Genomic DNA, 21,936 nt, shown 5'->3' with positions numbered 1-21,936 from the left:
TGTTATAAAAATGAAATCAAGCGGGCTCAGGATGGTGTATTGTTGATGATATTTAAAATGCAATAAACAGGAGTTCCATCCATGTTCAAGCTGCGATGCCGTCACAAGTTACAAGGTTTTATCCATGTCGCCTTGCTGGCGACCAGTTCCGCCCTGCATGCGGCGTCATTTCCCGTCGAAGCCATGTTCGAGGCGGAAGCCGGGGTGCCGGGCGGTCCCTGGACGCAAGAGTATCTTGGCAGCAATGTCATTTCCGGCGGCAGCTACCTGTCCACGCCGTCGGACCTGGCGCGCGCCGATACGCCGGGTGCGGCGGCCGAGTTGTCGTACACGGTGGCCGTGCCCCGCGACGGCAGCTATACGGTCTGGTTGCGCGTGCTGGCGCCGGCGGCGGACGTCGCATCGCTGTACCTGGCGCTCGACAATGGCGCCTATGCCAGCGTCTCCGTGCCGTTCATCACCGGCCAGGCCGCGCAGTGGACCTGGGTACCCGTCACCCGCTGGCTGGCCGCCGGCGAACGCGAACTGAAGCTCAAGTACCGCGAGGGCGGCGTGGGCATCGATTGCCTGCTGGTGACGGCGCTCGCCGATTTCGTCCCTCCGGGCTATGGCGCGTACCCGCTGCCCACCGTGCTGCCGCCGCCAGGCGAGCATCCGCGTCTGTTTGCCCGGGCGGGCGATCTGCCTGCGATACGCAGCCGTTTCGAGTCGAATGCGGCCGAGATGGCGCCGCACCGCGCCGTCCTGAATGGCTTTATCCAGAGGCCGGCCGTGGTCGCGCTGCAGGCGCTGCCCCCGTTCGTGCCCGGCGGCCCCGCCATGACGAACCACCAGACCGATGTGGTGAGCAGCATCAAGGCGAAGGCGCTGTCCTTTCTCCTGTACGAACGCAGTGGCGCGCCGGCGTCGGCGCAGCGGGGCAGGGAAGCCGTGCAGATGCTGCTCGATTACCTGGAGGCCGTGCGCTTTTCGCCTGGCTATCACTATCCAAACGAAAAGGGCGATATCATCCTGGCCAGCGCCATGGTGTATGACTGGTGCTTTCCTCTGATGAGCACGCAGCAGCGCGCCTATGTGGTCACGCGCTTTACGCAGATTGCGGCCACGATGGAGATCGGCTTTCCGCCCTCGCGGCAAGGCGCCGTCGTGGGCCATGGCAGCGACAACCAGCTGTTGCGCGACCAATTGTCCGCCGCGATCGCCTTTTATGACGAGGCGCCGCTGGTCTACAACATCGTTGCCGGCCGCTTCTTTGCCGACTATATCGCGCCGCGTAACTACGCCTACGCGGCGCAAGCCTATCACCAGGGCGCGTCCTACGGCACGGTGCGTTTTCTGTCGGACATGTACGCCGCCTGGCTGTTCCGGCGCATGGGCGCCGCCCCCGTGTTCGATTCCGTGCAGCAGATGACGCCGTATCATTGGCTCTACACGCGGCGCCCCGACGGGCAATGGATGCGTGATGGCGACGTCTATCATTCCTCCTACACCAACAGCAGGCAGTACTGGAGCGAACCGCTGGCCTTCATGTTGCCCGCGACCTACTATAACAATCCCACCTTGAAGCATGAGTATTTGAAGCAGTCGCTGCAGCAGTCGACCAGTTTTATCCATCCCAAGGACAGCATCTGGCCTATTTTGCTTGGCAATACAGGCATGGACAGCACGCCCAGCCCGGTGGCGTTGCCCTTGAGTAAATATTTCCCTGATCCCGCCGGCTTGATGATCGCCCGCACGGGCTGGACCGATGGCATACATGTCGAGTCGGGCAATGTCGTGGCGACGATGAAGCTCGGCGGCGACTGGTTCGGCAACCACGAGCATTATGACGCCGGGCATTTCCAGATTTACTACAAGGGCGGGCTGGCCATCGATTCGGGTATTTACAGCGGCAGGGATGTGACCGATCCCGCCATTCCGTTGGAATACGGCAGCGCGCACGACATGAATTATCACAAGCGCAGCATCGCGCACAACACCATGCTGGTGTATGACCCGGGCGAGAATTTTGACGGCTATGCCAATGACGGCGGCCAGCGTTTCCCGGGCGAGGAGCCGCGCAGTCTGGCGGAACTGGCCAACGGCTACAAGGTGGCCACTGTCCTCCGGCACCAGTCCGGCCCCCAGGTGCAGGCGCCGGACTTCAGCTACATCAAGGGCGACCTGACGGCGGCCTACAGCAGCAAGGTACGCCAGTTTCAGCGCTCGTTCGTGTTCTTGAACCTCAAGGATGCGAATTACCCGGCCGCCCTGATCGTGTTCGACAAGGTCAGCGCCAGCGACGCGGGGTTCAAGAAGACCTGGCTGTTGCACAGCCAGTCCGAGCCGGAAATCAGCGGCGACACGGTGGTCATCCAGCGTACGGACTGGGACTACAACAGTACCTTGCAGTACAACGGCAAGCTGATCAACCGCACCGTGTTGCCAACGAATGCCTTGCTGGCCAAGGTGGGCGGCAGTGGCAATGAATTCAGCGTCGGCGGCATCAACTATCCTATCCAGCCTGAAGCGGACTATTCGACCGAGGAAGCGGGCGCCTGGCGGCTGGAAGTGTCGCCGCCGACGGGGAACGAAACGGATTTGTTCCTGAATGTGATGCAGGTGATGGATGCCAGCAGCGCGCTGCCTGCGCTGCAAACGACGGCCATCGCTTCGCCGCTGCTGGCCGGCGTGAAAATCAAGGACCGCGTGGTGCTGTTTTCCAGGAGCGGCTTGCCACTAGGCGGGACCGTCACCATCGAGTTGCCGGCACAAAGCGCGTCCATGCAGGTGCTGGTGACGGATTTGCAGGCGGGAAGCTGGACTGTCCGCAAGCGCGGTACGGGCGGCCCCATCGAGGATGAGGTGAGTGACGACGGCGGTGCCTTGTATTTTGTCGCCAATGGCGGCGGTGTGTACGACCTGCAGCGCAGCGCAAGTGGCACCGGGCGCGCGGCGGCGGCATTGCCAGCGTCACCGGCCGTGCCGTAAAAGGCAAGGCTAGACGGGCCGCGCCGCCAGTTGCGCAGCGCTGGCGTAGATCGTCACGTTTTCCGACGCCAGCCGGCGCAGGTGGTCATAAAATGCCTGCGCCGGTATGCACCACGACGCCGCATCGCCCACGTGCCCGTTGACGCGCAGGCCGGCGGCGTCGAATTCCCGCTGAAAGTACGCGCGCAGGTCGCCGCGGCCGGGATGGTCGATGCGGCGCTGCGCCACTGCCTGGTCGAAGGGGCGCACGGGCACGTCCCAGCGCCGGCCCGCGTGGTCCAGGCAAGCCAGCAGTGTCGTCGTCTTTTCCCACACGGGGACGGGAAAGGCGTCGCCCATGGCGTCTTCCAGCGCGTGATAGAACGTCACCGGCCCCATGGAAATGCCCAGGCCCAGCACCTTGGCCTGCTCGCAGACGATGAAGCGCTGCCAGGGCGAATCCATGCCGAAGATCGACGGCGCGCGGTGATGCGCCTCGGTGAGAGTATCGGCATGGCGGCCCCACGCGGACACCGAGTGGGTGGGATGGATGCTGCGCCGGACACCGGCGCTGGCGAGGAAGGCTTCCGGCAGGCGCCCCATGTGCGTGCCATGGCGGCGCGGGTCGAACACATAGTCTTTCATGTCGCAGGTGGCGCGCACGGTCCCGCCGGGCAGATAGTAGGTGGGCAGCAGCAAGGTGCCGTGCGGACCGACGGCGTCCTGCAAGGCACCGATCACGGCCGCCGCGCCGCCTTCCACATAACCCAGGCTTTTCAGCGAAGAATGCACGAACAGCGTATCGCCGTGGGCGATGCCGAGCCGCGCCAGATCGGCGGCCAATCCCGCGCGCGTCACGTGGCGCGAGCCGTGGCGTATGTTGCGGGCGCCGGCGGCGCGGCGCCATGCTTCCAGCGCGGCCCTGGCGGCGCGCCTGGCCCCGTCAAGCATGGCCTAACTCCAGTTCCAGCAGGTTGGCATCGATGCAGAACTTGGCGGCCCAATTCAGGTAAGCCCAGGTGCCGTAGTCGCCATCGACGGGAAACGAGCCCTTGACGCCGCCGCGCGCGTGCGCGGGACCGTCGATGCTGACCGCGCGCCGCACGTAGCGGTTCAGGCGGCGCGCCGCGTCGAGGTAGTGCCGCTCGCCCGTCAGCTGGTACAACAGGAACAGGCAGTGCGCATTTTGCGCGGATCCTGTCAGGCAGGCGTAGCCGGCCCCCGGCTGGAAGTCGGGACCGAGGCGCCCCGCCAGATGGCCGTCGGCCGCCACGGCCCTGGCGACGCTCGTGCCGGTGCGCGCGGCGGCATCGAGCAGGTCGTCGCGCGCCGCATAGCGGTGCGCTTCGAGCACGCCGCGCAAGGCGTAGCCGATGGTGTGGGTCAGGGGCAGCAGCGGGTTATCCAGGCAGTTCGACGCGAACCAGCCGTTGGGACGCTGTTTCGTCAACGCCCAGTCGACCTGGCGCAGGCCGGCCGCGCCATACCCGTGGCCAGGCGCGATGCGGTCCGCTTCGAACAGGCCCCATGCCACGTGCGTTTCATAGGCCTTGTCGCCGGCGCTGGCAAATGGCGTCGGATGGCGGCGCCAGCAGCCGTCGGCATCCTGGCTGTCGCGCAGCCACCGTGCGGCGCGGTGCATGGCGTCCTGGTAGACCCCGCCGTAGGCCGCCACGCCGGCCGCCAGGCCAAGCAGGATCTGGCCCGTGTTGAAGGTGACGGGCACGCGCGGCGTGGAATCGATTTTCCCGCCCTGGAAACCGCCTTCCGGGAACTGGATGGCCACGCACCAATCGAGCATGCGGCGCGCGCGCGCATGCAGTGCCGCGTCCTCCGCGCGCTGCGCCAGGGCGATCATGGTGGGGATGATGTAGCCGGTGGTCTCCGGGTAGGAGCCAGCCCAGCCCGTCAGCAGGCTGTAGTCGCGCGCCACGCCGCCGTCGTTGGAGCTGGAATGGTCTTGCGCCGCGCATAGCCAGGCCGTGCAGGCCTTGACGACGGCTTGCGGCCCGGGGTCAAAAGCGGGCAGGCCGCGCCGGTCCGACAGCCGCTCCATGCGCGCCGCCGCCGGCAGGCCCGCCTGCGGCGTCAGTGTGTTCCTGATTTTCACGAGCAAGGCGCGCATGGCAGTCGATCCGGTGGTTGGCTCAGACTACTGTAGCGCCGGCCATCGGCAGGGTTATTGACTTACCGCAAGGATTGGCCCTCGCGTCGCCGCCGCCGGAATTGACGCATAATGGCCGTATCACTATCGCCGCCGAGGCCCGCCATGAACACTGTCACGCTTGAATATACCGTCGTCACCAATCCCGACGCGTTTGTCGGCTTCAAGTATTACGTCAAGGCGGGGCAGGCCTTCGATGCCGATGATTTCGCCTATTCCTACAAGCTGAACCGGTCCGACCTGGATCCGGACAGCGTGCTGGCCACGCGCGAGGCGGCGGCGGACCTGCAGCCGGGCGAATGGCTGGTAGTGTCGCATTCGATCGCGGCGTAGCGCCCGGGCTGCATGCGTCTTGCCGAAGTAATCACTTCTGCCTATAATTGAGAATAATTCTCATTAATTTTGCGCTTGCCGCCAGACTCGCCGCTCCATGTCCGCCGACCGCCTCTCCCTGCATGCATTCGATGATATCGCCATTCTGTACCGCCAGCACCACGGCTGGCTGCGCGGCTGGCTGCAGCGCAAGGTGGGCAACGCCTTCGACGCGGCCGACCTGGCACAGGCCACCTTCCTGCGCGTGCTCGCGCCGCAGGGCATGCAGGGCGTGCAGGAGCCGCGCGCGTACCTGACGACCATCGCCCGCAACCTGCTGATCAACCATGTGCGCCGGCGCGCCATCGAGCAAGCCTACCTCGACGCCCTGGCCCTGATGCCGGAGCCGGTGGCGCCGCCGCCCGAGGTGCGTTTGATGTTTCTCGAACGGCTGGTGGAGCTGGACCGGCGCCTGGCCGCGTTGCCTGCGCTGGCGCGGCAAGCGTTCCTGCTGGTGCAGCTCGACGGCATGGGGCAGCAGGAGGTGGCCGCCGAACTGGGCATTTCCCTCTCCACCGTCAAGCGCCACTTGGCCAGGGCGGCCCTGCGCTGCTTTTTCCCGGAGCAGCACGATGGATGAACAGATGCCGCTTCCTCTGGGCGGTGCTGAGGCTGCCGCACGCGTGGCGCCCGCCGTGGCGCGCCAAGCCGTGCAGTGGTGGCTGGCGTTGCACGGTGGCGGCGCCACTGCCGCACAGCGCAATGCGTGGCAGCGCTGGCGCGCCGAGGATGCCGAGCACGAACGGGCCTGGCAGCGCATCGAGGCCGTCAGCGGCCAACTGGCCGGCATTCCGTCGCCGCTGGCAGCTGCCGCCCTGGCGGCGCCAGCATCGGCGCCGCGCCGCCGCGCCGTGCACCTGCTGACGGCGCTGGTGGTGGCGGGCGGCGGCGCCGCCATGCTGCGCCAGTCGCCCGCCTGGCAGGCGTGGAATGCCGACGCCAGCACGGCCACGGGCGAGCGGCGTACCTTGCGCCTGCCCGATGGCGGCACGCTGGTGCTCAATACCGATAGCGCCGTCAAACTCCGTTATGACGCCAGCCTGCGCGCGGTGCGGCTGCTGCGCGGCGAGATACTGCTGCGCACGGCGCCCGATGCGCAGCGGCGGCCCTTTCTCGTGCAAACTGCCGATGGCACGGCGCGGGCGCTCGGTACGCAGTTCACCGTGCGCCAGCACGACGGCTTCGTGCACGTCGGCGTGCTGGAAGGGGCCGTCGAATTGCGGCCAGCGGCGGGGCAGGGCCAGGCACGCGTGCTGCAGGCGGGCGAGGAGGGCAGTTTTACGCGCGACGGCGTGGGCGTGGCGCAGGCGCTCGACGCGGGTGCGGGTGCCTGGGCGGACGGCATGCTGGTGGCCGCGCACATGCGCCTTGATGCCTTTTTGCTGGAGCTGTCGCGCCACCGGCGCGGCCACCTGGGCTGCGACCCGGCGCTCGCGCATCTGCTGCTATCGGGCGCCTATCCGCTGGCCGACACCGACAAGGTGCTGCTGGCACTGACCGCCGCCCTGCCCGTCGAGCTGCATTACCTGACGCGCTACTGGGTCACCTTGCGGCCGCGCGCGGCAATAGATTGAAAATACATGGACTGTTTCTGCACATCGCCTTGTCAAGGGAGGTGAGGGCCCAGTTTTTGGCCCGTTCCACCCATCCATGATACGAAGGCATGCCATGAACGATCGCAGCACATTCCCTCCCTCCACGCGCTTGCGCACAGCCGGCCTGCTGGCCATGACACCGCTTGCCCACCTGGTGCATGCGCTGTGCCTGGGCGCGCTGGCCAGCCTGGCCGGCGCGCCAGCGCTGGCGCAAACAGCCGGACAGGCCGAGGCCCTGCGTCGCTATGCCATCCCGGCCGGGCCGCTGGAAGCGACCTTGAACCGGCTGGGGCGTGAAGCGGGCTTGCTGATCGCCTTTGGCTCGGCCGCGACGCAAGGGCTGCGCAGCGGCGGCGTCAGCGGCAGTTATACGGTGGACGAGGCGCTGGCGCGGGCGCTGGCCGGCACGGGGCTCGCCGCAGTGCGCACGGCCGGTGGCGGCTATGCGCTGCGCGCCGCCACCGCTTCCGCTACCGGCGCGGCGGACGACGGCGTGCAGACGATGGCGCCCGTGACCGTCAGCGCGCAGGCGCAAGAGGAAAATCCGTGGGGCAAGGTCAGCGGCTATGTGGCGCGGCGCGCCAGTACCGCCACCAAGACCGACGCTTCCCTGCTGGAAGTGCCGCAATCGGTGTCCGTCATCACGCGCGACCGCATGGATGACCAGGGCGTGCGCACCCTGAACGACGCCATCCAGTACACGGCGGGCTTGCGCAGCAACACGGCTGGCGCCAATCCAGCCGACGACAGCATGGCGGTGCGCGGCTTCAGCCAGTTTTCGGGCGCGTTTTATCTCGATGGCATGCGCCTGATGCCGATGGGGACCCTGGGCTTCTTCGGCGTCGAACCGTATGGCGCCGAGCGCGTGGAAGTGCTGAAGGGGCCTTCGTCGGTGCTGTACGGCCAGAATGCGCCGGGCGGCATCGTTAATTTCGTCGCAAAACGGCCCACGGCGGATCAGCTGAACCAGGTCGAACTGTCGCTCGGCAGCTACGCGCGCCGGCAACTGGCCCTCGACGTGGGCGGCACGCTGCCAGGCGATGGCAGCCTGCGGTACCGCCTGGTGGGGTTGGCGCGCCAGGCGGACCAGCAGATCGATTACATGCGGGACGACCGCTATTATCTGGCGCCCAGCCTGACGTGGGCGCCGAACGCGCGCAGCAGCATCACCTTGCTGGGCTTTTTCCAGAAGAACCGTGCCATGCAGTCGTCGAACGTGCAATGGGAGGCCCTGAACGGCAGCAATCCCGACGGCCGCCTGCCGCTCACGCGCTTCCTGGGCGAGCCGGGCTTCGACCATGAGGAAACCACGGTTGCCTCGGTCGGCTACGCGGCGCGCCACACCTTCGATAATGACTGGACCATCAGGCAGAACTTCCGCTACCTGCACGCGGACAACCATGAACAGTATATGTTTCGTTATGGCGATTTAATCGACCATGCGATCAGCAACCGCGAAATCGATACGCGCGACGGCAAGGGCGGCGTGTACTCGCTCGACACCAGCGTGACGGGCCACGTGACGACGGGCGCGCTGCGCCACGAGGTGATAGCCGGCATCGACTACAGCCGCAGCGATACCTCGTTCAGCTCGTATATCGCCGACGGTCCGCAGATCGACATCTACCGCCCCGTGTATGGCAGCGCGCTGGACCTGGCGGCGCTGGCGCCCGATGCCCTGCGCCGCGAGCATAACCGGCAGCTGGGACTGTACCTGCAAGACCGCATCGCTTACCGCCAGTGGGTTTTCACCGTGGGCGGGCGCCAGGACTGGACGCGCCAGGAGCAGCGCAACCTGCTGGCATCGCCATCGACGACGAGCGTGCGCAAGCCGAAGGCCTTCACTGGCCGCGCCGGCATCACTTACCTGGCGCAGAATGGTCTGGCGCCTTACGCCAGCTATAGCGAATCGTTCTCGCCCGTCTCTGGCGCCGACCGTCTCGACCGTCCGTTCGAGCCCGAAACGGCGCGGCAAGTGGAGGTCGGCGTGAAATATGCGCCTGGCGCGCACCTGTCCGTGACCGCCGCCGCATTCGAACTGCGCCGCCAGAACGTGCTGACGACGGATCCGGACGACCCGAATTATTCCATCCAGCAGGGCGAAGTGCGCTCGCGCGGCATCGAACTGGAAGTGGCGGCGCAGCCCAGCAGCCAGCTGAAACTGCTGGCGTCTTTCACCTACAATCCCCTGAAAGTGACGAAGGCGAATCCGGACATGTGGGGCACGAACGTGCAGGGAAAGTCGCCGTATGAAGTGCCGCGGCAGATGGCGTCCGCCTGGGCCGACTACGCCTTCGCCGGCAGCCTGCGCGGCCTGTCGGCCGGCGCCGGCGTGCGCCACATCGGCGCTAGCTGGGGCGATGGGGAGAATACCTTCCAGGTGCCGGGCTTTACCCTGGCCGATTTGTCGCTGCGCTATGACCTGGGCCAGGCGCGCAGCGACTGGCGCGGCCTGAGCGTGGGCATGACGGTCAAGAACCTGTTCGACAAATACCATGTCGCTTCGTGTTTCTCGGCGCGTGCGTGCAATTACGGCGAGCAGCGCAATGTCGGCGTGCGCGTGAGCTATCTGTGGTAGCGCGCAGCCTTACGCTGGCGTAAACCAGGCGCGCAGTTCATCCTCGGCGCGCTGCGCCGAGTCTGCGGTCAACGTGAGCACGATGATCTTTTCCTGCGCCGGGCGATGGCCTCCATCGCCGTCGGCCAGCTCGATGGCTTGCCCGAAGCTCGTGTAGCAGGGGCCGAACTCCTGCGGGCATTGCTGCACGATGCGCGCCGCCTTGCCGGCGCGGCGGTCCGCCAGGTTGACGATGGGATTGCCATCATAAAATGGCTGGCCGTTGGCAAATGCGGTGCGCAGATACGGCGCGCACAGGCCGTCGAGGAAGGCCAGGCGGGCCTGCCACCAGGCCTCAGCCGCCGCATATGCGGCATGGTCCTCGAGAAAATCGGCAAACAGGAAGTCGTCCATCATATTTTTTTCTCCGGCTAGATGCCGAACACTTTCAATAAGGCGTCCGTAAAACCCTCGAACCAGCTGCCCGCCTTGCCCGGCTGCTTGCCGTGGCGCGGGGTTTCTTCGTACAGGTAGATGCCCTTGTCGCCGTCGAAGCGGTCGTTGAGCAACGCTTGCTGGCCGCGCAAATACGGGATGAAGGTTTCGCTGCGCAGCGTCGAGTACAGCACGTCGGTGCTGAAACCCAGGGTGGCGGACTGGCTGATGGAACGGCCCTGGCCGGCGCGTTCCAGGCGCACGCCGCGGCAGCCGCGCACGATCAGGGTGACGGGGCCGCGAAAGACGATGAAGCGCAGCTGCAGGGTAAGCCAGGCATGCAGGCTGGCCAGGCGCCAGTGGCTAGCTATCGCCAGGGGCTGGCCCTCATCGCAGACCAGGCCGACCAGGCCCCGTGGCTGGAACACGAGGGCGCTGCCGGCGGGCAGGTGGACGACGGCCACTTCCAGCAGCGGGTCGTCGCTGGCCGATATCGTCACGGAGGCCGCCTCGTCGTCTTCCAGCCGGGTCAGCGCCACCATGCCGGCGGCCAGGCTGGTGAGCGGGAAGCGCCAGTCCAGCAACCACTGCGTGCGCTTGCGCGTGCCGACGGGCGACGATTGCAGGTATGCGGGGTGGATCAGCATGCGCTGGCCCGGTTTGAGCCGCAATGCCTGCGAGACGGCGGAAATGCGCGATTCGCCATCGGGCGGCAGGGGCAGGGAGCTGCCCGCCACCTGCAGTTCGCGCGCGATGGACAGCGGCGGCAAGCGCGAGGCCAGGGGCGCCAGCACGAAGTAAAAGAAGGCCTTGATGGCGACGGGCAGCAGGATGGCCGACAGCACCAGCAAGGCGGCCGTGGGCACGACGTCCATGACGGGAGCGCGCCAGCGGGCGATCCAGTTGCGCGCCAGCCGGGTTTCTCCGGCCGCAATCGCCGCCTGCACGGGCGCCAGCGCGCCGGCCAGCGCGGTGGCATCGATGGCAAACGGCCCCGGACGGGCGGCGTTGCCGGTGCGGGCGCGCTGCGCCAGCCAGGCCTGGTAGGCTTGCAGGTTGATCTCGCGCAAGCGCCGGCCCTCGGCTTCGAGACGCGACAGCTGCGCGTAAGCGTCGCTGCCGGGCAGGCGCGTCGCCACGGGACGCTGCGTTTCGAGCAGCTGGCGCTGGCGGACATTCTCTTGCAGTGCCGCATACGCCTGCACGTGCTGCGCATGCAGGCGCGCCAGCGTCTGCCGCGCATCCTCGCCGCCGATTGCCGCCTGCAGGGCGCTCAAGTAACGGGCTTCCTGCGCCAGCACTTCGATCTCCACGCGGCGCGCCGCTTCGTCCTGCGCATGCAAGGCCAGGGTGCTCGGGTCGGACAGGGGAAGGGTGAACAGCGATGGCTGCTGCCGCGCGCGCAAGGCCGTCATTTGCGCCTGCACTTGCGTCAGGCGGGCGGCGATGGCCGCGTGCGAGGCGTGCCGCAGGGCGTAGACGCGCAGCGTGGCCGTCTCGGCCAGACTGGCGCCATGCCTATCGGCGCCGTCGGCGGCCAGCCTGAGCGCGGCGACGGCCTCGCTGCCGGCGCTGTAGCTGCGCCATTCGGCCAGCAGCGATCGGCCGGCCAGCAGGATGACGATGAACAGCGCGAACTGCAGCGCGTGGCGCAGCAGGAAGCGCAGGATGGCCGTCAGCAACTGGCGCAAGGAGCGGCGTCCTTAGCCGGCCGCGCTATCGGCGTCGGCACAGCATTTCTTGTACTTCTTGCCGCTGCCGCAGTGGCACGGGTCGTTGCGGCCCGTTTTCGGCAGTTCGCGCAGCACGGTGGCGCCGGGCTGGCTTTGTTTCAGATGGCGCTGGCGCGCCCAGGCGGCGTTGATGGCGATGACGGCGGGAATCACGCCATCCATGGCCGTTTCGGCCGCCTCGTCATCGAGTTCGCTGGCCGTGGCCAGGTGCTGGAACGGCGCCAGGTACTCAGGATGGCTGACGGCCAGGGCCGCCCACTGGGGCTTGTCCAGGCTCGTGCCCAGCACAAAACCGGCGCACCAGGCGGGCACGCTCCATTCGGGGCCGCAGACATAGATGGGTTCGAAGCTGTCCGGGTCCTTCGCCAGCCATTCGACCATGTAAGCGTGGTGGCGTTGCGCCAGGCCGGCCGCCCGTTCGCTGTCCGCGCCGGGTGCGGGCGCGGCGCTGCCGGCCGCCTTGTCCCACACCCATGGCAGCCATCGCTCAACTGCGATCTGTTTCGGGTTCAGGGCGACGGCGGTCAGAAAACCTTCGAGCATCGACACGTCCATGGCGGCTCCGGCCAGGGCGGGCGCGGCCAGCAGGGTGTCGAGTTCGGCGTATTCGTCGTCGGAGAGGGGCGTGGTGGTGGAAATGCTGGACATGGACTTTTTCAGTAGTGGAGGAGGATGGCCGCTGGCCCTGGCGGTATTGTACCGCCCGCCAAGGAGAAACCTGCTGCGGGAATGAAAAACGGCGGCCCGCGGGCCGCCGTTCCGATTCACGACAAGGCGATTACTTCACGCCGTGCATCAGCTTGTTGATCAGCGGTGCGATCAGGAACAGCACGACGCCGGCGCCCAGCAGGGACCAGAAGCCGAAGGTGTAGCCGGACAGGGCCGATTGCACCGACATGCCGCTTTCGCCGCTGACGTAGCTGGCGAAGATGCCCGACAGGTTGTTGCCGATACCGGTCGACAGGAACCAGCCGCCCATGCCCATGCCGACCAGGCGTACCGGGGCCAGCTTGGTGACCATCGACAGGCCGATAGGCGACAGGCACAGCTCGCCGATCGATTGCAGCATGTAGACGGTGGCCAGGGTCCAGAACGGTATCTTGTTGTCGGCGCCAACGAGGCTCGACAGAGCGAAGATCAGCAGGCCGAAGGCCAGCGCATTGCCCAGCAAGCCCAGGCCGAACTTGCGCGGGATCGAAGGGTTGACGTTGTGGCGCGCCAGGAAGACCCAGACGGCGGCGATGATCGGTGCGAAGACGATGATGGCGACCGAGTTGACGGTCTGGAAGTAGGCGGTCGGGAAGATGGCGAAGCCCAGGTCGCGGTTGACGATCTTGTCGGCCAGGAAGGTAAACGAGCTGCCCGCCTGTTCGAAGAACATCCAGAACAGGATGTTGAAGACGAAGATCAGCAGCATGGCGATGACGCGGTCGCGCGCCACCTTGCCGTTGCGGATGCCTTCAATCATCAGCATCACGGCCAGGCCGACGAACAGAACGGTCAGGACGATTTGCAGCTTTTCAGCGCCGACGGTCAGCAGGAAGTACATCAGCGGGATCACGCACAGCGAGCCGACGGCCACCCAGACGACGCGCATCGGGCTGCCGGCACCGGCTTCCGGCGCGCCGATGCCCTTCAGGGCGCGGCGGCCGATGAAGAACCATACCAGGCTGATCAGCATGCCGAAACCGGAGGCCATGAAGACCATCTTGTACGCAGGCATGTCGCTGGTGCCGAAGATCGACCCGGCCAGCCACTGGGTGAAGACGGGCGCAACCATGGCGCCCATGTTGATACCCATGTAGAAGATCGTGAAGCCACTGTCGCGGCGCGGATCGGCGGTCGTGTACAGCTTGCCGACCATGGTCGAGATGTTCGGCTTGAACATGCCGTTACCGACGATCATGGTGGCCAGGCCCAGGTTGAAGATGTCCTGGTTCGGCACGGAGATACAGAACAGGCCGGCGGCCATGAAGATGGCGCCCAGCAGAATCGAGCGCTGGTAACCGATGACGCGGTCGGCGATGTAGCCGCCGAACAGGGCGCCGGCGTACACCAGCGCGAGGAAGGAACCGTAGGTCAGGTTGGCCGCTGCCTGTCCCGAACCGTCGCCGCCGTGGAACTGGGCCACGATGTACAGTACCAGCGCCCAGCGAACTCCGTAGAACGCGAAGCGTTCCCAGAATTCAGTCATGAACAACATCCACAATGGGCTTGGATGGCCCATAATCTGCTTGAACTCGGGAATAACGGCTTCCTTGTTGGGCGTAGTCGCACCGCTCATGCGGTTCCTCCTGAAAAATTATTATAGTCAATCGATACAACGAACTTATGGAAGCCTGCGGGCGGCGGGGACTCTCATGAAGAACCTCACGCACGGGAATTCCAATAGGCTGGCATTCTAATCTACAAATTGCGCTGAGCGAAGATTTCGATTCGCATTAGCAAGAATGACTGTTTCATATTGTTCAAACCGGTTTGCAGGCAAGGGCGCCCCGGACGATTTTGCGGCGGCACAGCACAACTTGCCTGACTTGTCGTATATTGAGGCTGCAAGACCTTCGAGCATCGATTTTTAAAGGATTTTTCGCATTATGGAACACGACGTTATCGATACTCTGGTTTCACCGGAAGGCCGCCTGGACGTGCTCTCCAAGACTGAAGTCAACAAACTGCTCGACACCAGCCAGGGCGGCCTGTACAACACTTTCCGCCGCTGCGCGCTGGCGGTCTTGAATTGCGGCAGCACCATCGACGATGGCCGCGCCCTGCTGGAGCGCTACCAGTCGTTTGAAATCTCCATCATCCAGCGCGAGCGCGGCATCAAGCTCGACATCAAGGGCGCGCCAGCCATCGCCTTCGTCGACGGCAAGATGATCAAGGGCATCCACGAGCACCTGTTTGCCGTGCTGCGCGACATCATTTTCGTCAGCGACGAAGTGACGGGCAACCCGAAATTCGACTTGCAGAGCACGGAAGGCGTGACGGACGCCGTCTTCCACATCCTGCGCAACGCCAACGTGCTGCAAACCCAGCTCAATCCGAACCTGGTCGTCTGCTGGGGCGGCCATTCGATCAACCGCGCCGAATACAATTATTCGAAGGAAGTGGGCTACCAGCTGGGCTTGCGCGGCCTCGACATCTGCACCGGCTGCGGCCCGGGCGCCATGAAGGGCCCCATGAAGGGCGCCACCATCGGCCACGCCAAGCAGCGTTTGCACAATGGCCGCTACCTGGGCATCACCGAGCCGGGCATCATCGCGGCCGAGTCGCCGAACCCCATCGTCAATGACCTGGTCATCATGCCGGACATCGAAAAGCGCCTGGAAGCGTTCGTGCGCGCGGGCCACGGCATCGTCGTCTTCCCCGGCGGCGCGGGCACGGCCGAAGAGATTCTGTACATCCTCGGCATCCTGCTGCACCCGGACAACGCCGAGATTCCGTTCCCGCTGATCTTCACGGGCCCGGAAACCTCGCGCGAATATTTCGTGCAGATCAACCAGTTCATCCACGACACGCTGGGGCCGGAAGCGCAGCAGCGCTACAAGATCATCATCGACGACCCGGAACTGGTGGCGCGCGAAATGCTCGAAGGCATACGCCAGGTGCGCGAATTCCGCAAGGCGCACAGCGACGCGTATTACTTCAACTGGCTGTTGAAGATCGACCACGAGTTCCAGAAGCCGTTCCAGCCCACGCATGACAACATGCGCAACCTGAGCCTGCACAAGAACCAGCCCACGCACTTGCTGGCGGCCCAGCTGCGCCGTGCGTTCTCGGGCGTGGTGGCGGGCAACGTCAAGGACGACGGCATCCGCTCGATCGAAAAGCATGGCAACTTCGAGATCCACGGCGACAAATCCATCGCCGGCCCCATGGATGCGCTGCTGGCGTCCTTCGTGGCGCAGCACCGCATGAAGCTGGCAGGTACGGCCTACGTGCCGTGCTATACCGTGGTCCAGTAACGCGTCTTCCAAGCTGCGCCGCCTGACCCCGCGTTTGCCGGGGGCGGGCGGCGCTTTTGCATAGCTCGATACCATGTGTTCCTTCGCCGCCACAGGCAATCAAATCGCTTGCGTCATCGATTCGCGGGTGCTATCTTTGGAACCGGTTCCAAAATAAAAATATGCAGATCAACAGCTAGTGGAGAGCAAGTTTGGATTCAGTACGCGGCAGTAAAAAAACAGCCTCCGGCGAGCCGGCACGGCCCGTGACCATCGCCCAGGTGGCGCGCGAGGCGGGCGTGTCGAAAACGAGCGTGTCGCGCTTTCTCGGTGGCGAACTCGATGCCTTGTCCGAAAACATCCGCCAGCAGATCGCCAGCACCATCGCGCGCCTCGGCTACCAGCCGAACCAGATGGCGCGCGGCCTCAAGCGCGGACGCACGCGCCTGATCGGCATGGTGGTGGCCGACATGCTCAATCCCTACACGGTGGCCGTGCTGCAAGGCGTGGAGGCGGCGTGCCAGCAGCATGGCTATACCTTGATCTTGTGTAATACCGGCAATGATGAACAGCGCGAACGGCAGTCGCTGGCCGCGCTGCGCTCGTACAGCGTGGAAGGGCTGATCGTCAACACGCAGGGACGCAATATCCAGTCGTCCGACTTGCAGCAGGCGGAGATGCCCATCGTGCTGGTCGACCGCCGCATCGAGGGCGCCGATTTCGACCTGGTGGGCCTGGACAATGTGCAGGCGGGGCGCTTGGCCACCGCGCACCTGATCGAGCAGGGATTCGACGCCATCGCCTTCATCGCGCCGCCCTTGACGGGCGTCAGTTCGCGGCTGATGCGCGCCGACGGTTTCCAGGCCGTGATGGCCGAGCATCCCGGCTGTGTGGGCGAGGTGCTGGCCGTGGACCTGGACGACCGGCCCTCCATCGACGCGCAGGTGCGGCAATGCCTGGCGCAATGGCGCGGCCGCCGCGTGGCGCTGCTGGCTTCGAACGGCATGGTGGCGCTGGAGCTGGCGCTGATGCTGCAGCGCCTGGCCTTGCGCATGCCGCAGGACGTGGGCTTGCTGGGCTTTGACGAATTGCCGTGGTCGCCGCTGGCGGGCCTGAGCACGATTGAGCAGCAGACCTATGAGATCGGCTTTTCGGCGATGACGTGCATGCTGTCGCGTCTGCAGGGCGAGCAGTGCCCGCCGCGCGAGGTGCTGTTGCCGGGTAAGTTGATTGTGCGTCATTCCACCCAAGGCAGCGAAGTACGCAAGGGCGGCGACGCTTGAGGCGGGGAAGAGGGCGTTGCCCTTTTTTTTTGAGGCAGTTATGGAACCGGTTTCATAGATGGTATTCACCTTGAAAGGAGTGTGGATAGTCAGACAGGGTATTGGTTGGCATGAAGTTGAAATGACATGGCAAGAGGCGATCTGAATCGTCCATTTGACAATATTCCCGGAAGTGCCTCGATGAGGCCGGTACCGGGATCACAGGAGACGGAAACATGAAGATGACGACACTGTTTTATTCGAAGATCGTGGCTTGCGCGCTCGCAGCAACGTTTGCCCTGGGTGCGGCGGCCGATGCCGGCGCCCAGACGCTTGGCGACCTGATCAAGAAAGGCAAGCTGACCATCGGCGTGGTCAGCGGCACGCCGCCGTTCGGCAGCATTGACGCCAAGGGCGCGCCCGTCGGCTATGACGTCGATGTCGCCAACCTGATCGGCAAATACATGAACCTGCCCGTGGAAATAGTCCCGTTGACGGCGCCGTCGCGCGTGCCGTCGCTGGAATCGGGCAAGGTCGATTTCCTCGTGGCAACCCTGGCGCCGACGCCGGAACGGGCCAAGACCCTGATGTTCAGCATGCCTTACAGCGCGTTCGAACTGGCTATCGTCGCGCCGGTCGGCGGCAAATTCAAGGCCCTGGCCGACTTGAAGGGCAAGAAAGTGGGCGTGACGCGCGGCACCACGAACGATACGGCCTTGAGCCGCCTGGCCCCAGCCGGCACCAATATCGTGCGTTTCGAGGATGACGCCACCGTCACCCAGGCCTTGCTCAGCAAGCAGGTTGACGCCGTCTCGATTCCCAGCACGATGGCGCTCGACATCATCAAGACGCGCGGCGCGGGCAAGATCGAGGTCCGCTTCACCTACTCGCTGCAGCCGAACTCGATGGCGGTGCGCCGCGGCGACTTTGAGCTGCACCAGTGGCTCAACAATTTCATCTATTACGTGAAACTGAACGGCGAACTCGACGCCATCGCGCGCAAGTGGAGCGGCGCGCCGCTGCCGGCGCTGCCGACCTTCTGATACCGCCACCCGCACAGGGATCGTGTTTGTCCCTCCGGCGCGCCGCCATGGCGGCGCGGCCGGGGACGCGCACGCAGACAAGGAGTTGAGTATGCCGTATGAATTTCATTTCGAACTCGTCATGCAATCGCTGGACCGCCTGCTATGGGGCGCGGCGCTGACGATACGCCTGAGCGCCATGGCGATGGTGCTGGGCCTGGCGGTGGGCGTGTGCGCCGCCGTGATCCTGAAGAACGGTCCCGTTTATGCCCGCGCCGTGGTGCGCGCGTATGTCGAGATCATCCGCAGCACGCCGTTCCTGGTGCAGCTGTTCATCATTTACTTCGGCCTGCCGTCGCTGGGCCTGCAGCTCGACGCGAACGGCGCGGCACTCGTCGCCATGACGGTGAACCTGGGCGCCTATGCGGCCGAAATCGTGCGCGCCGGCATCGGCGCCGTGCATCCGTCGCAGCTCGAGGCGGCGCAGGCGCTGGGCATGACGCGCTGGCAGGTGATGCGCCACGTGGTGCTGCTGCCGGCGCTGGAAAAAGTCTATCCGGCGCTGGCCAGCCAGTTCACCTTGATGATGCTGGCCTCGAGCGTCGTGTCGGCCATTTCCGCCGAAGAGCTGACCGCCGCGGCACATCTGCTCGACGCGGAAACCTTCCGCAGCTTCGAGATCTACATCGTCGTGATGGTGCTGTACATCGTGCTGGCCCTGCTGTTCCGCTTCAGCTTCTGGGTGCTGGGCCAGATCGTCTTCAAGCGCCGCCGCCGTCTGGGCGCGGTGCGCATGGGAGCATGACATGATCAGTGATTTTTCCTGGGATAACCTGCAATTCCTGCTCGAGGCCACGCGCTGGACCATCGGCTTGTCGCTGATCGTCTTCCTCACGGGCGGCATCGCCGGCTTCGCGGTGGCGCTGCTGCGCATGGCGCGCAGTCCGCTCCTGCGCTGCATCAGCGCCCTGTACATTCAGCTGGTACAGGGCACGCCCGTGCTGATCGTGCTGTTTTTGACCTATTACGGCCTGGCCCTGTTCGGCTACAAGCTGTCGCCGCTCATCGCGGCCGGCGTGGCGATGACGATTTTTTCCAGCGCCTACCTGGGCGAGATCTGGCGCGGATGCATCGAAGGCGTGCAGCGGCAGCAGTGGGAAGCGTCGGCCGCGCTGGCGCTGAACCGCTACCAGCAGCTGCGCTACGTCATCCTGCCGCAGGCGCTGCGTCATTCGCTGCCGCCGACGGTGGGCTTCATGGTGCAGATCATCAAGAACACCTCGATCACCTCGATCATCGGCGTGGTGGAACTGACGCGGGCAGGGCAATTGGTCAGCAATGCGACCTTCCTGCCTTTCATCGTCTTTCCCGTCGTCGCCCTGATCTACTTCGCGCTGTGCTATCCGCTGTCGCGCTACAGCCATACACTGGAAAGGAAATTCCATGCCCATCGTTGAAATCGACAATATCAGCAAGAGCTTCGGCCCCAATCACGTGCTCAAGGGCGTCTCGTTCGCCGTCGAGCGGGGCCAGGTGATCGCCGTGATCGGCCGCAGCGGCTCCGGCAAGAGCACCATGCTGCGTTGTATCAACGGCCTGGAAACCATCGACAGCGGCAGCATCGTCGTCGCCGGCCATACGCTGACGGCGCGCCAGGAGCACCTGCTCGACTTGCGCAAGGACGTCGGCATGGTTTTTCAGAGCTACAACCTGTTCCCCCACCTGACCGTGGAAGAAAACGTCATGCTGGCGCCGCGCATCGTCAAGAAAGTGCCCGACGCCCAGGGCCGCGCCACGGCGCTGCGCGTGCTCAAGCAGGTGGGCCTGGACCACAAGCGCGAAGCCTATCCCGAGCAGCTGTCGGGCGGCCAGCAGCAGCGCGTGGCGATCGCCCGTTCGCTGGCGATGGAGCCGCAGGTGATGCTGTTCGACGAAGTGACGTCGGCGCTCGACCCGGAACTGACGCAGGAAGTGCTCAATGTGATGGAAGAGCTGGCGCAGGCGGGCATGACGATGCTGCTGGTGACGCACGAGATGGAGTTCGCGCGGCGCATGGCCGATGTCACCGTCTTCATGCACCAGGGTTTGGTGTGGGAAAGCGGGCCGTCAGAAGCGTTTTTCAGCAACCCGCAAACGCCGGAAGCGCGCCAGTTCGTCGGCGCGGGAGCGATCAAATGAGCCCCGTCCTGGTGGCGGCGTCGGCGTATGGCGCAAGCAGGGTAAGGCAGCTGGGGCAAAGCCATTTCATCGACGTGGTGGCCGATGCGGGCGGCGCGGGCATCGAGATCCGCCGCGAACTGTTCACTTCCGACTGGCCGGACCTGGCGCGCATGGGTGCGGCGGTGGCCGCGCGCGGCCTGTACTGCGTGTATTCCACGCCCATCGAATTGTGGGACGCGGACGGGCTGCTGCAACAGGACCTGCTGCGGCAGATGCTGGACGAGGCGGCGCGCCTGGGGGCGCGTTACCTGAAGGTGTCGCTCGGTCACTACCCGGCCACGCCGGACTTGCAGGTGTTGAAGGCCCAGCTGGCGGCGGCGCCCGTGGCGCTGCTGGTGGAAAACGACCAGACGGCCCATGGCGGCGCGCTGGCGCCCATGGCGCGCTTCTTCGCGGCGGCGCGCGAGATCGTGCTGCCGGTGGGCCTGACCTTCGACATCGGCAACTGGCGCTGGGTGGGCGAGGATGCGCAGCAGGCGGCGCGCCTTCTGGCGCCGTACGTGCGCTACGTGCACTGCAAGGCGGTGCGCGATGACGGGGGCCGGCTGTCCGCCTGCGCCGTTTCCCACGCCGATCCGGCCTGGCGCGCCGTCTTCGCGCACTTTGCGCCGGGCGTGCAGCGGGCCATCGAATTCCCCCTCGAGGGCGCCGACCTGGTGGCCGAAACGGGCCGCTACATTCAAATATTGGAGGCTGCATGATGGAACATGACATGCTGCACGGAGCGCATGCGCTCGACGTCGTCACCTACGGCGAAGCGATGGCGATGTTCGTTGCCGAGGAAACGGGCGACCTGGCGGCCGTGGCGCATTTTACGCGCCGCCTGGCCGGCGCCGAGACGAACGTCGCCATCGGCCTGGCGCGCCTGGGCTTGAAAGTCGGCTGGCTCAGCCGCGTGGGCGACGATTCCTTTGGCCGCTTCATCCGCGCCAGCGTGCAGGCCGAGGGCGTCGATTGCAGCCGGGTCGCCGCCGTCGCCGGCCAGTCCAGCGGTTTCCTGCTCAAGGAGAAGGCCGAGAACGGCGCCGATCCGCTGGTCGAATACTTCCGCAAGGGTTCCGCCGCCAGCCGGCTGGCGCCCGAGCACTTCGACCCCGCCTATTTCCTGTCCGCGCGCCACCTGCACGCCACCGGCGTGGCCGCGGCGCTATCCGCCACCAGCCTGGCGTTCGCCGGCCAGGCCATCGACTTCATGCGCGAGCATGGCCGGACCGTGTCGTTCGATCCGAACCTGCGGCCCTCGCTGTGGCCGTCGCAAGCCGTCATGGTGGAGCAGATCAACCGCCTTGCCGCCAGGGCCGACTGGGTGCTGCCTGGCCTGGGGGAGGGGAAAATCCTCACCGGTCACGACCTGCCGCACGATGTCGCCGGCTTTTATCTGCGGCAGGGCGCGCGGCTGGTGGTCATCAAGCTGGGCGGCGAGGGCGCCTATTACCGCACGGCCGAGGGCGACAGCGGCATGGTGCCGGGCGAGCGCGTGGCCAGGGTGGTCGACACGGTAGGCGCCGGCGACGGCTTCGCGGCCGGCCTGGTCAGCGCCTTGCTGGAAGGCTTGCCGCTGGCGCAGGCTGTACGTCGCGGCAACCGGGTCGGCGCCTTCGCCATCCAGGTGGCCGGCGACATGGAAGGTTTGCCGACCCGTGCCCAGCTCGACGCGCTGGACCCATCTTGAACCGAACAGGG

19 protein-coding genes are annotated in these 21,936 nt (G+C 65.6%); 13 read left to right on the top strand and 6 right to left on the bottom strand.

Features of this window, described 5'->3' with window-relative positions:
- The first annotated feature begins 81 nt into the window (after positions 1–81).
- Entirely contained in the window at positions 82–2,970 is a 2,889-nt protein-coding gene (hepB, locus tag CBW66_RS18195; protein ID WP_086140780.1) for a heparin/heparin-sulfate lyase HepB, read from the top strand.
- A gap of 9 nt (positions 2,971–2,979) precedes the next feature.
- Here hepB and CBW66_RS18190 read toward each other — a convergent pair whose 3' ends face one another.
- Both CBW66_RS18190 and CBW66_RS18185 read right to left on the bottom strand, forming a co-directional pair.
- Positions 2,980–3,900, bottom strand: coding sequence for an AAC(3) family N-acetyltransferase (locus CBW66_RS18190; RefSeq protein ID WP_086140779.1), 921 nt, complete (start codon positions 3,898–3,900; stop codon positions 2,980–2,982).
- Positions 3,893–5,074 carry a hypothetical protein gene (locus CBW66_RS18185; RefSeq protein WP_086140778.1) on the bottom strand — a complete coding sequence of 394 codons (1,182 nt, stop codon included), beginning with the start codon at positions 5,072–5,074 and terminating at the stop codon, positions 3,893–3,895. Before CBW66_RS18185 ends, CBW66_RS18190 begins: the two co-directional genes overlap by 8 nt.
- Before the next feature lie 144 nt (positions 5,075–5,218).
- On the opposite strand from CBW66_RS18185, the gene CBW66_RS18180 reads away from it, so the two are divergent.
- The 4 genes from CBW66_RS18180 (at position 5,219) to CBW66_RS18165 (ending at position 9,658) form a co-directional block, all read left to right on the top strand.
- On the top strand, positions 5,219–5,446 hold the full coding sequence (locus CBW66_RS18180; protein ID WP_086140777.1) for a hypothetical protein: 228 nt from the start codon (positions 5,219–5,221) through the stop codon (positions 5,444–5,446).
- A gap of 97 nt (positions 5,447–5,543) precedes the next feature.
- On the top strand, positions 5,544–6,065 hold the full coding sequence (locus tag CBW66_RS18175; protein ID WP_086140776.1) for a sigma-70 family RNA polymerase sigma factor: 522 nt from the start codon (positions 5,544–5,546) through the stop codon (positions 6,063–6,065).
- Entirely contained in the window at positions 6,058–7,059 is a 1,002-nt protein-coding gene (locus CBW66_RS18170; RefSeq protein WP_230492289.1) for a FecR domain-containing protein, read from the top strand. The genes CBW66_RS18175 and CBW66_RS18170 overlap by 8 nt, the downstream gene beginning before the upstream one ends.
- Before the next feature lie 94 nt (positions 7,060–7,153).
- Positions 7,154–9,658 carry a TonB-dependent siderophore receptor gene (locus CBW66_RS18165; RefSeq protein ID WP_230492290.1) on the top strand — a complete coding sequence of 835 codons (2,505 nt, stop codon included), beginning with the start codon at positions 7,154–7,156 and terminating at the stop codon, positions 9,656–9,658.
- A 9-nt stretch (positions 9,659–9,667) separates the two neighbouring features.
- On the opposite strand, the gene CBW66_RS18160 is transcribed toward CBW66_RS18165, so the two are convergent.
- The 4 genes from CBW66_RS18160 to CBW66_RS18145 all read right to left on the bottom strand — a co-directional run bounded on the left by CBW66_RS18160 (position 9,668) and on the right by CBW66_RS18145 (position 14,089).
- On the bottom strand, positions 9,668–10,054 hold the full coding sequence (locus CBW66_RS18160; protein ID WP_086139706.1) for a hypothetical protein: 387 nt from the start codon (positions 10,052–10,054) through the stop codon (positions 9,668–9,670).
- Between the two features lie 14 nt (positions 10,055–10,068).
- The gene (locus CBW66_RS18155) at positions 10,069–11,763 is read right to left on the bottom strand and encodes a hypothetical protein (protein WP_086142966.1); all 1,695 of its coding nucleotides are present in this window, start codon (positions 11,761–11,763) and stop codon (positions 10,069–10,071) included.
- 12 nt (positions 11,764–11,775) lie between these two features.
- Positions 11,776–12,453: a UPF0149 family protein gene (locus CBW66_RS18150; RefSeq protein ID WP_086139704.1), complete on the bottom strand. Its 678-nt coding sequence runs from the start codon at positions 12,451–12,453 to the stop codon at positions 11,776–11,778.
- Between the two features lie 130 nt (positions 12,454–12,583).
- On the bottom strand, positions 12,584–14,089 hold the full coding sequence (locus CBW66_RS18145; RefSeq protein WP_086139703.1) for a peptide MFS transporter: 1,506 nt from the start codon (positions 14,087–14,089) through the stop codon (positions 12,584–12,586).
- A 310-nt stretch (positions 14,090–14,399) separates the two neighbouring features.
- Between CBW66_RS18145 and ppnN the strand changes: the two genes are divergently transcribed.
- The 8 genes from ppnN (at position 14,400) to CBW66_RS18105 (ending at position 21,925) form a co-directional block, all read left to right on the top strand.
- Positions 14,400–15,770, top strand: coding sequence for a nucleotide 5'-monophosphate nucleosidase PpnN (gene ppnN, locus CBW66_RS18140; RefSeq protein ID WP_086139702.1), 1,371 nt, complete (start codon positions 14,400–14,402; stop codon positions 15,768–15,770).
- A gap of 191 nt (positions 15,771–15,961) precedes the next feature.
- Positions 15,962–17,032, top strand: coding sequence for a LacI family DNA-binding transcriptional regulator (locus CBW66_RS18135; RefSeq protein ID WP_205701211.1), 1,071 nt, complete (start codon positions 15,962–15,964; stop codon positions 17,030–17,032).
- 215 nt (positions 17,033–17,247) lie between these two features.
- Complete coding sequence (locus CBW66_RS18130) at positions 17,248–18,054, top strand: transporter substrate-binding domain-containing protein (RefSeq protein ID WP_086139701.1); 807 nt, start codon at positions 17,248–17,250, stop codon at positions 18,052–18,054.
- Between the two features lie 91 nt (positions 18,055–18,145).
- Positions 18,146–18,838 (top strand): amino acid ABC transporter permease, encoded by a 693-nt coding sequence (locus CBW66_RS18125; RefSeq protein WP_086139700.1) that lies wholly within the window; start codon positions 18,146–18,148, stop codon positions 18,836–18,838.
- A gap of 1 nt (position 18,839) precedes the next feature.
- Positions 18,840–19,490 carry an amino acid ABC transporter permease gene (locus CBW66_RS18120; protein ID WP_086139699.1) on the top strand — a complete coding sequence of 217 codons (651 nt, stop codon included), beginning with the start codon at positions 18,840–18,842 and terminating at the stop codon, positions 19,488–19,490.
- Positions 19,477–20,211, top strand: a complete 735-nt coding sequence (locus CBW66_RS18115) for an amino acid ABC transporter ATP-binding protein (RefSeq protein WP_086139698.1) — start codon at positions 19,477–19,479, stop codon at positions 20,209–20,211. Before CBW66_RS18120 ends, CBW66_RS18115 begins: the two co-directional genes overlap by 14 nt.
- On the top strand, positions 20,208–20,954 hold the full coding sequence (locus tag CBW66_RS18110; RefSeq protein ID WP_086139697.1) for a sugar phosphate isomerase/epimerase: 747 nt from the start codon (positions 20,208–20,210) through the stop codon (positions 20,952–20,954). The genes CBW66_RS18115 and CBW66_RS18110 overlap by 4 nt, the downstream gene beginning before the upstream one ends.
- The gene (locus CBW66_RS18105) at positions 20,951–21,925 is read left to right on the top strand and encodes a sugar kinase (protein ID WP_276206278.1); all 975 of its coding nucleotides are present in this window, start codon (positions 20,951–20,953) and stop codon (positions 21,923–21,925) included. Before CBW66_RS18110 ends, CBW66_RS18105 begins: the two co-directional genes overlap by 4 nt.
- Positions 21,926–21,936: the final 11 nt, after the last annotated feature.

This window comes from Janthinobacterium sp. GW456P, from assembly GCF_002127655.1.
Taxonomy (GTDB): domain Bacteria; phylum Pseudomonadota; class Gammaproteobacteria; order Burkholderiales; family Burkholderiaceae_D; genus Janthinobacterium.
The sequence above is the reverse complement of the archived record's forward strand: the minus strand, read 5'-3'. Positions and strand labels throughout refer to the sequence as shown.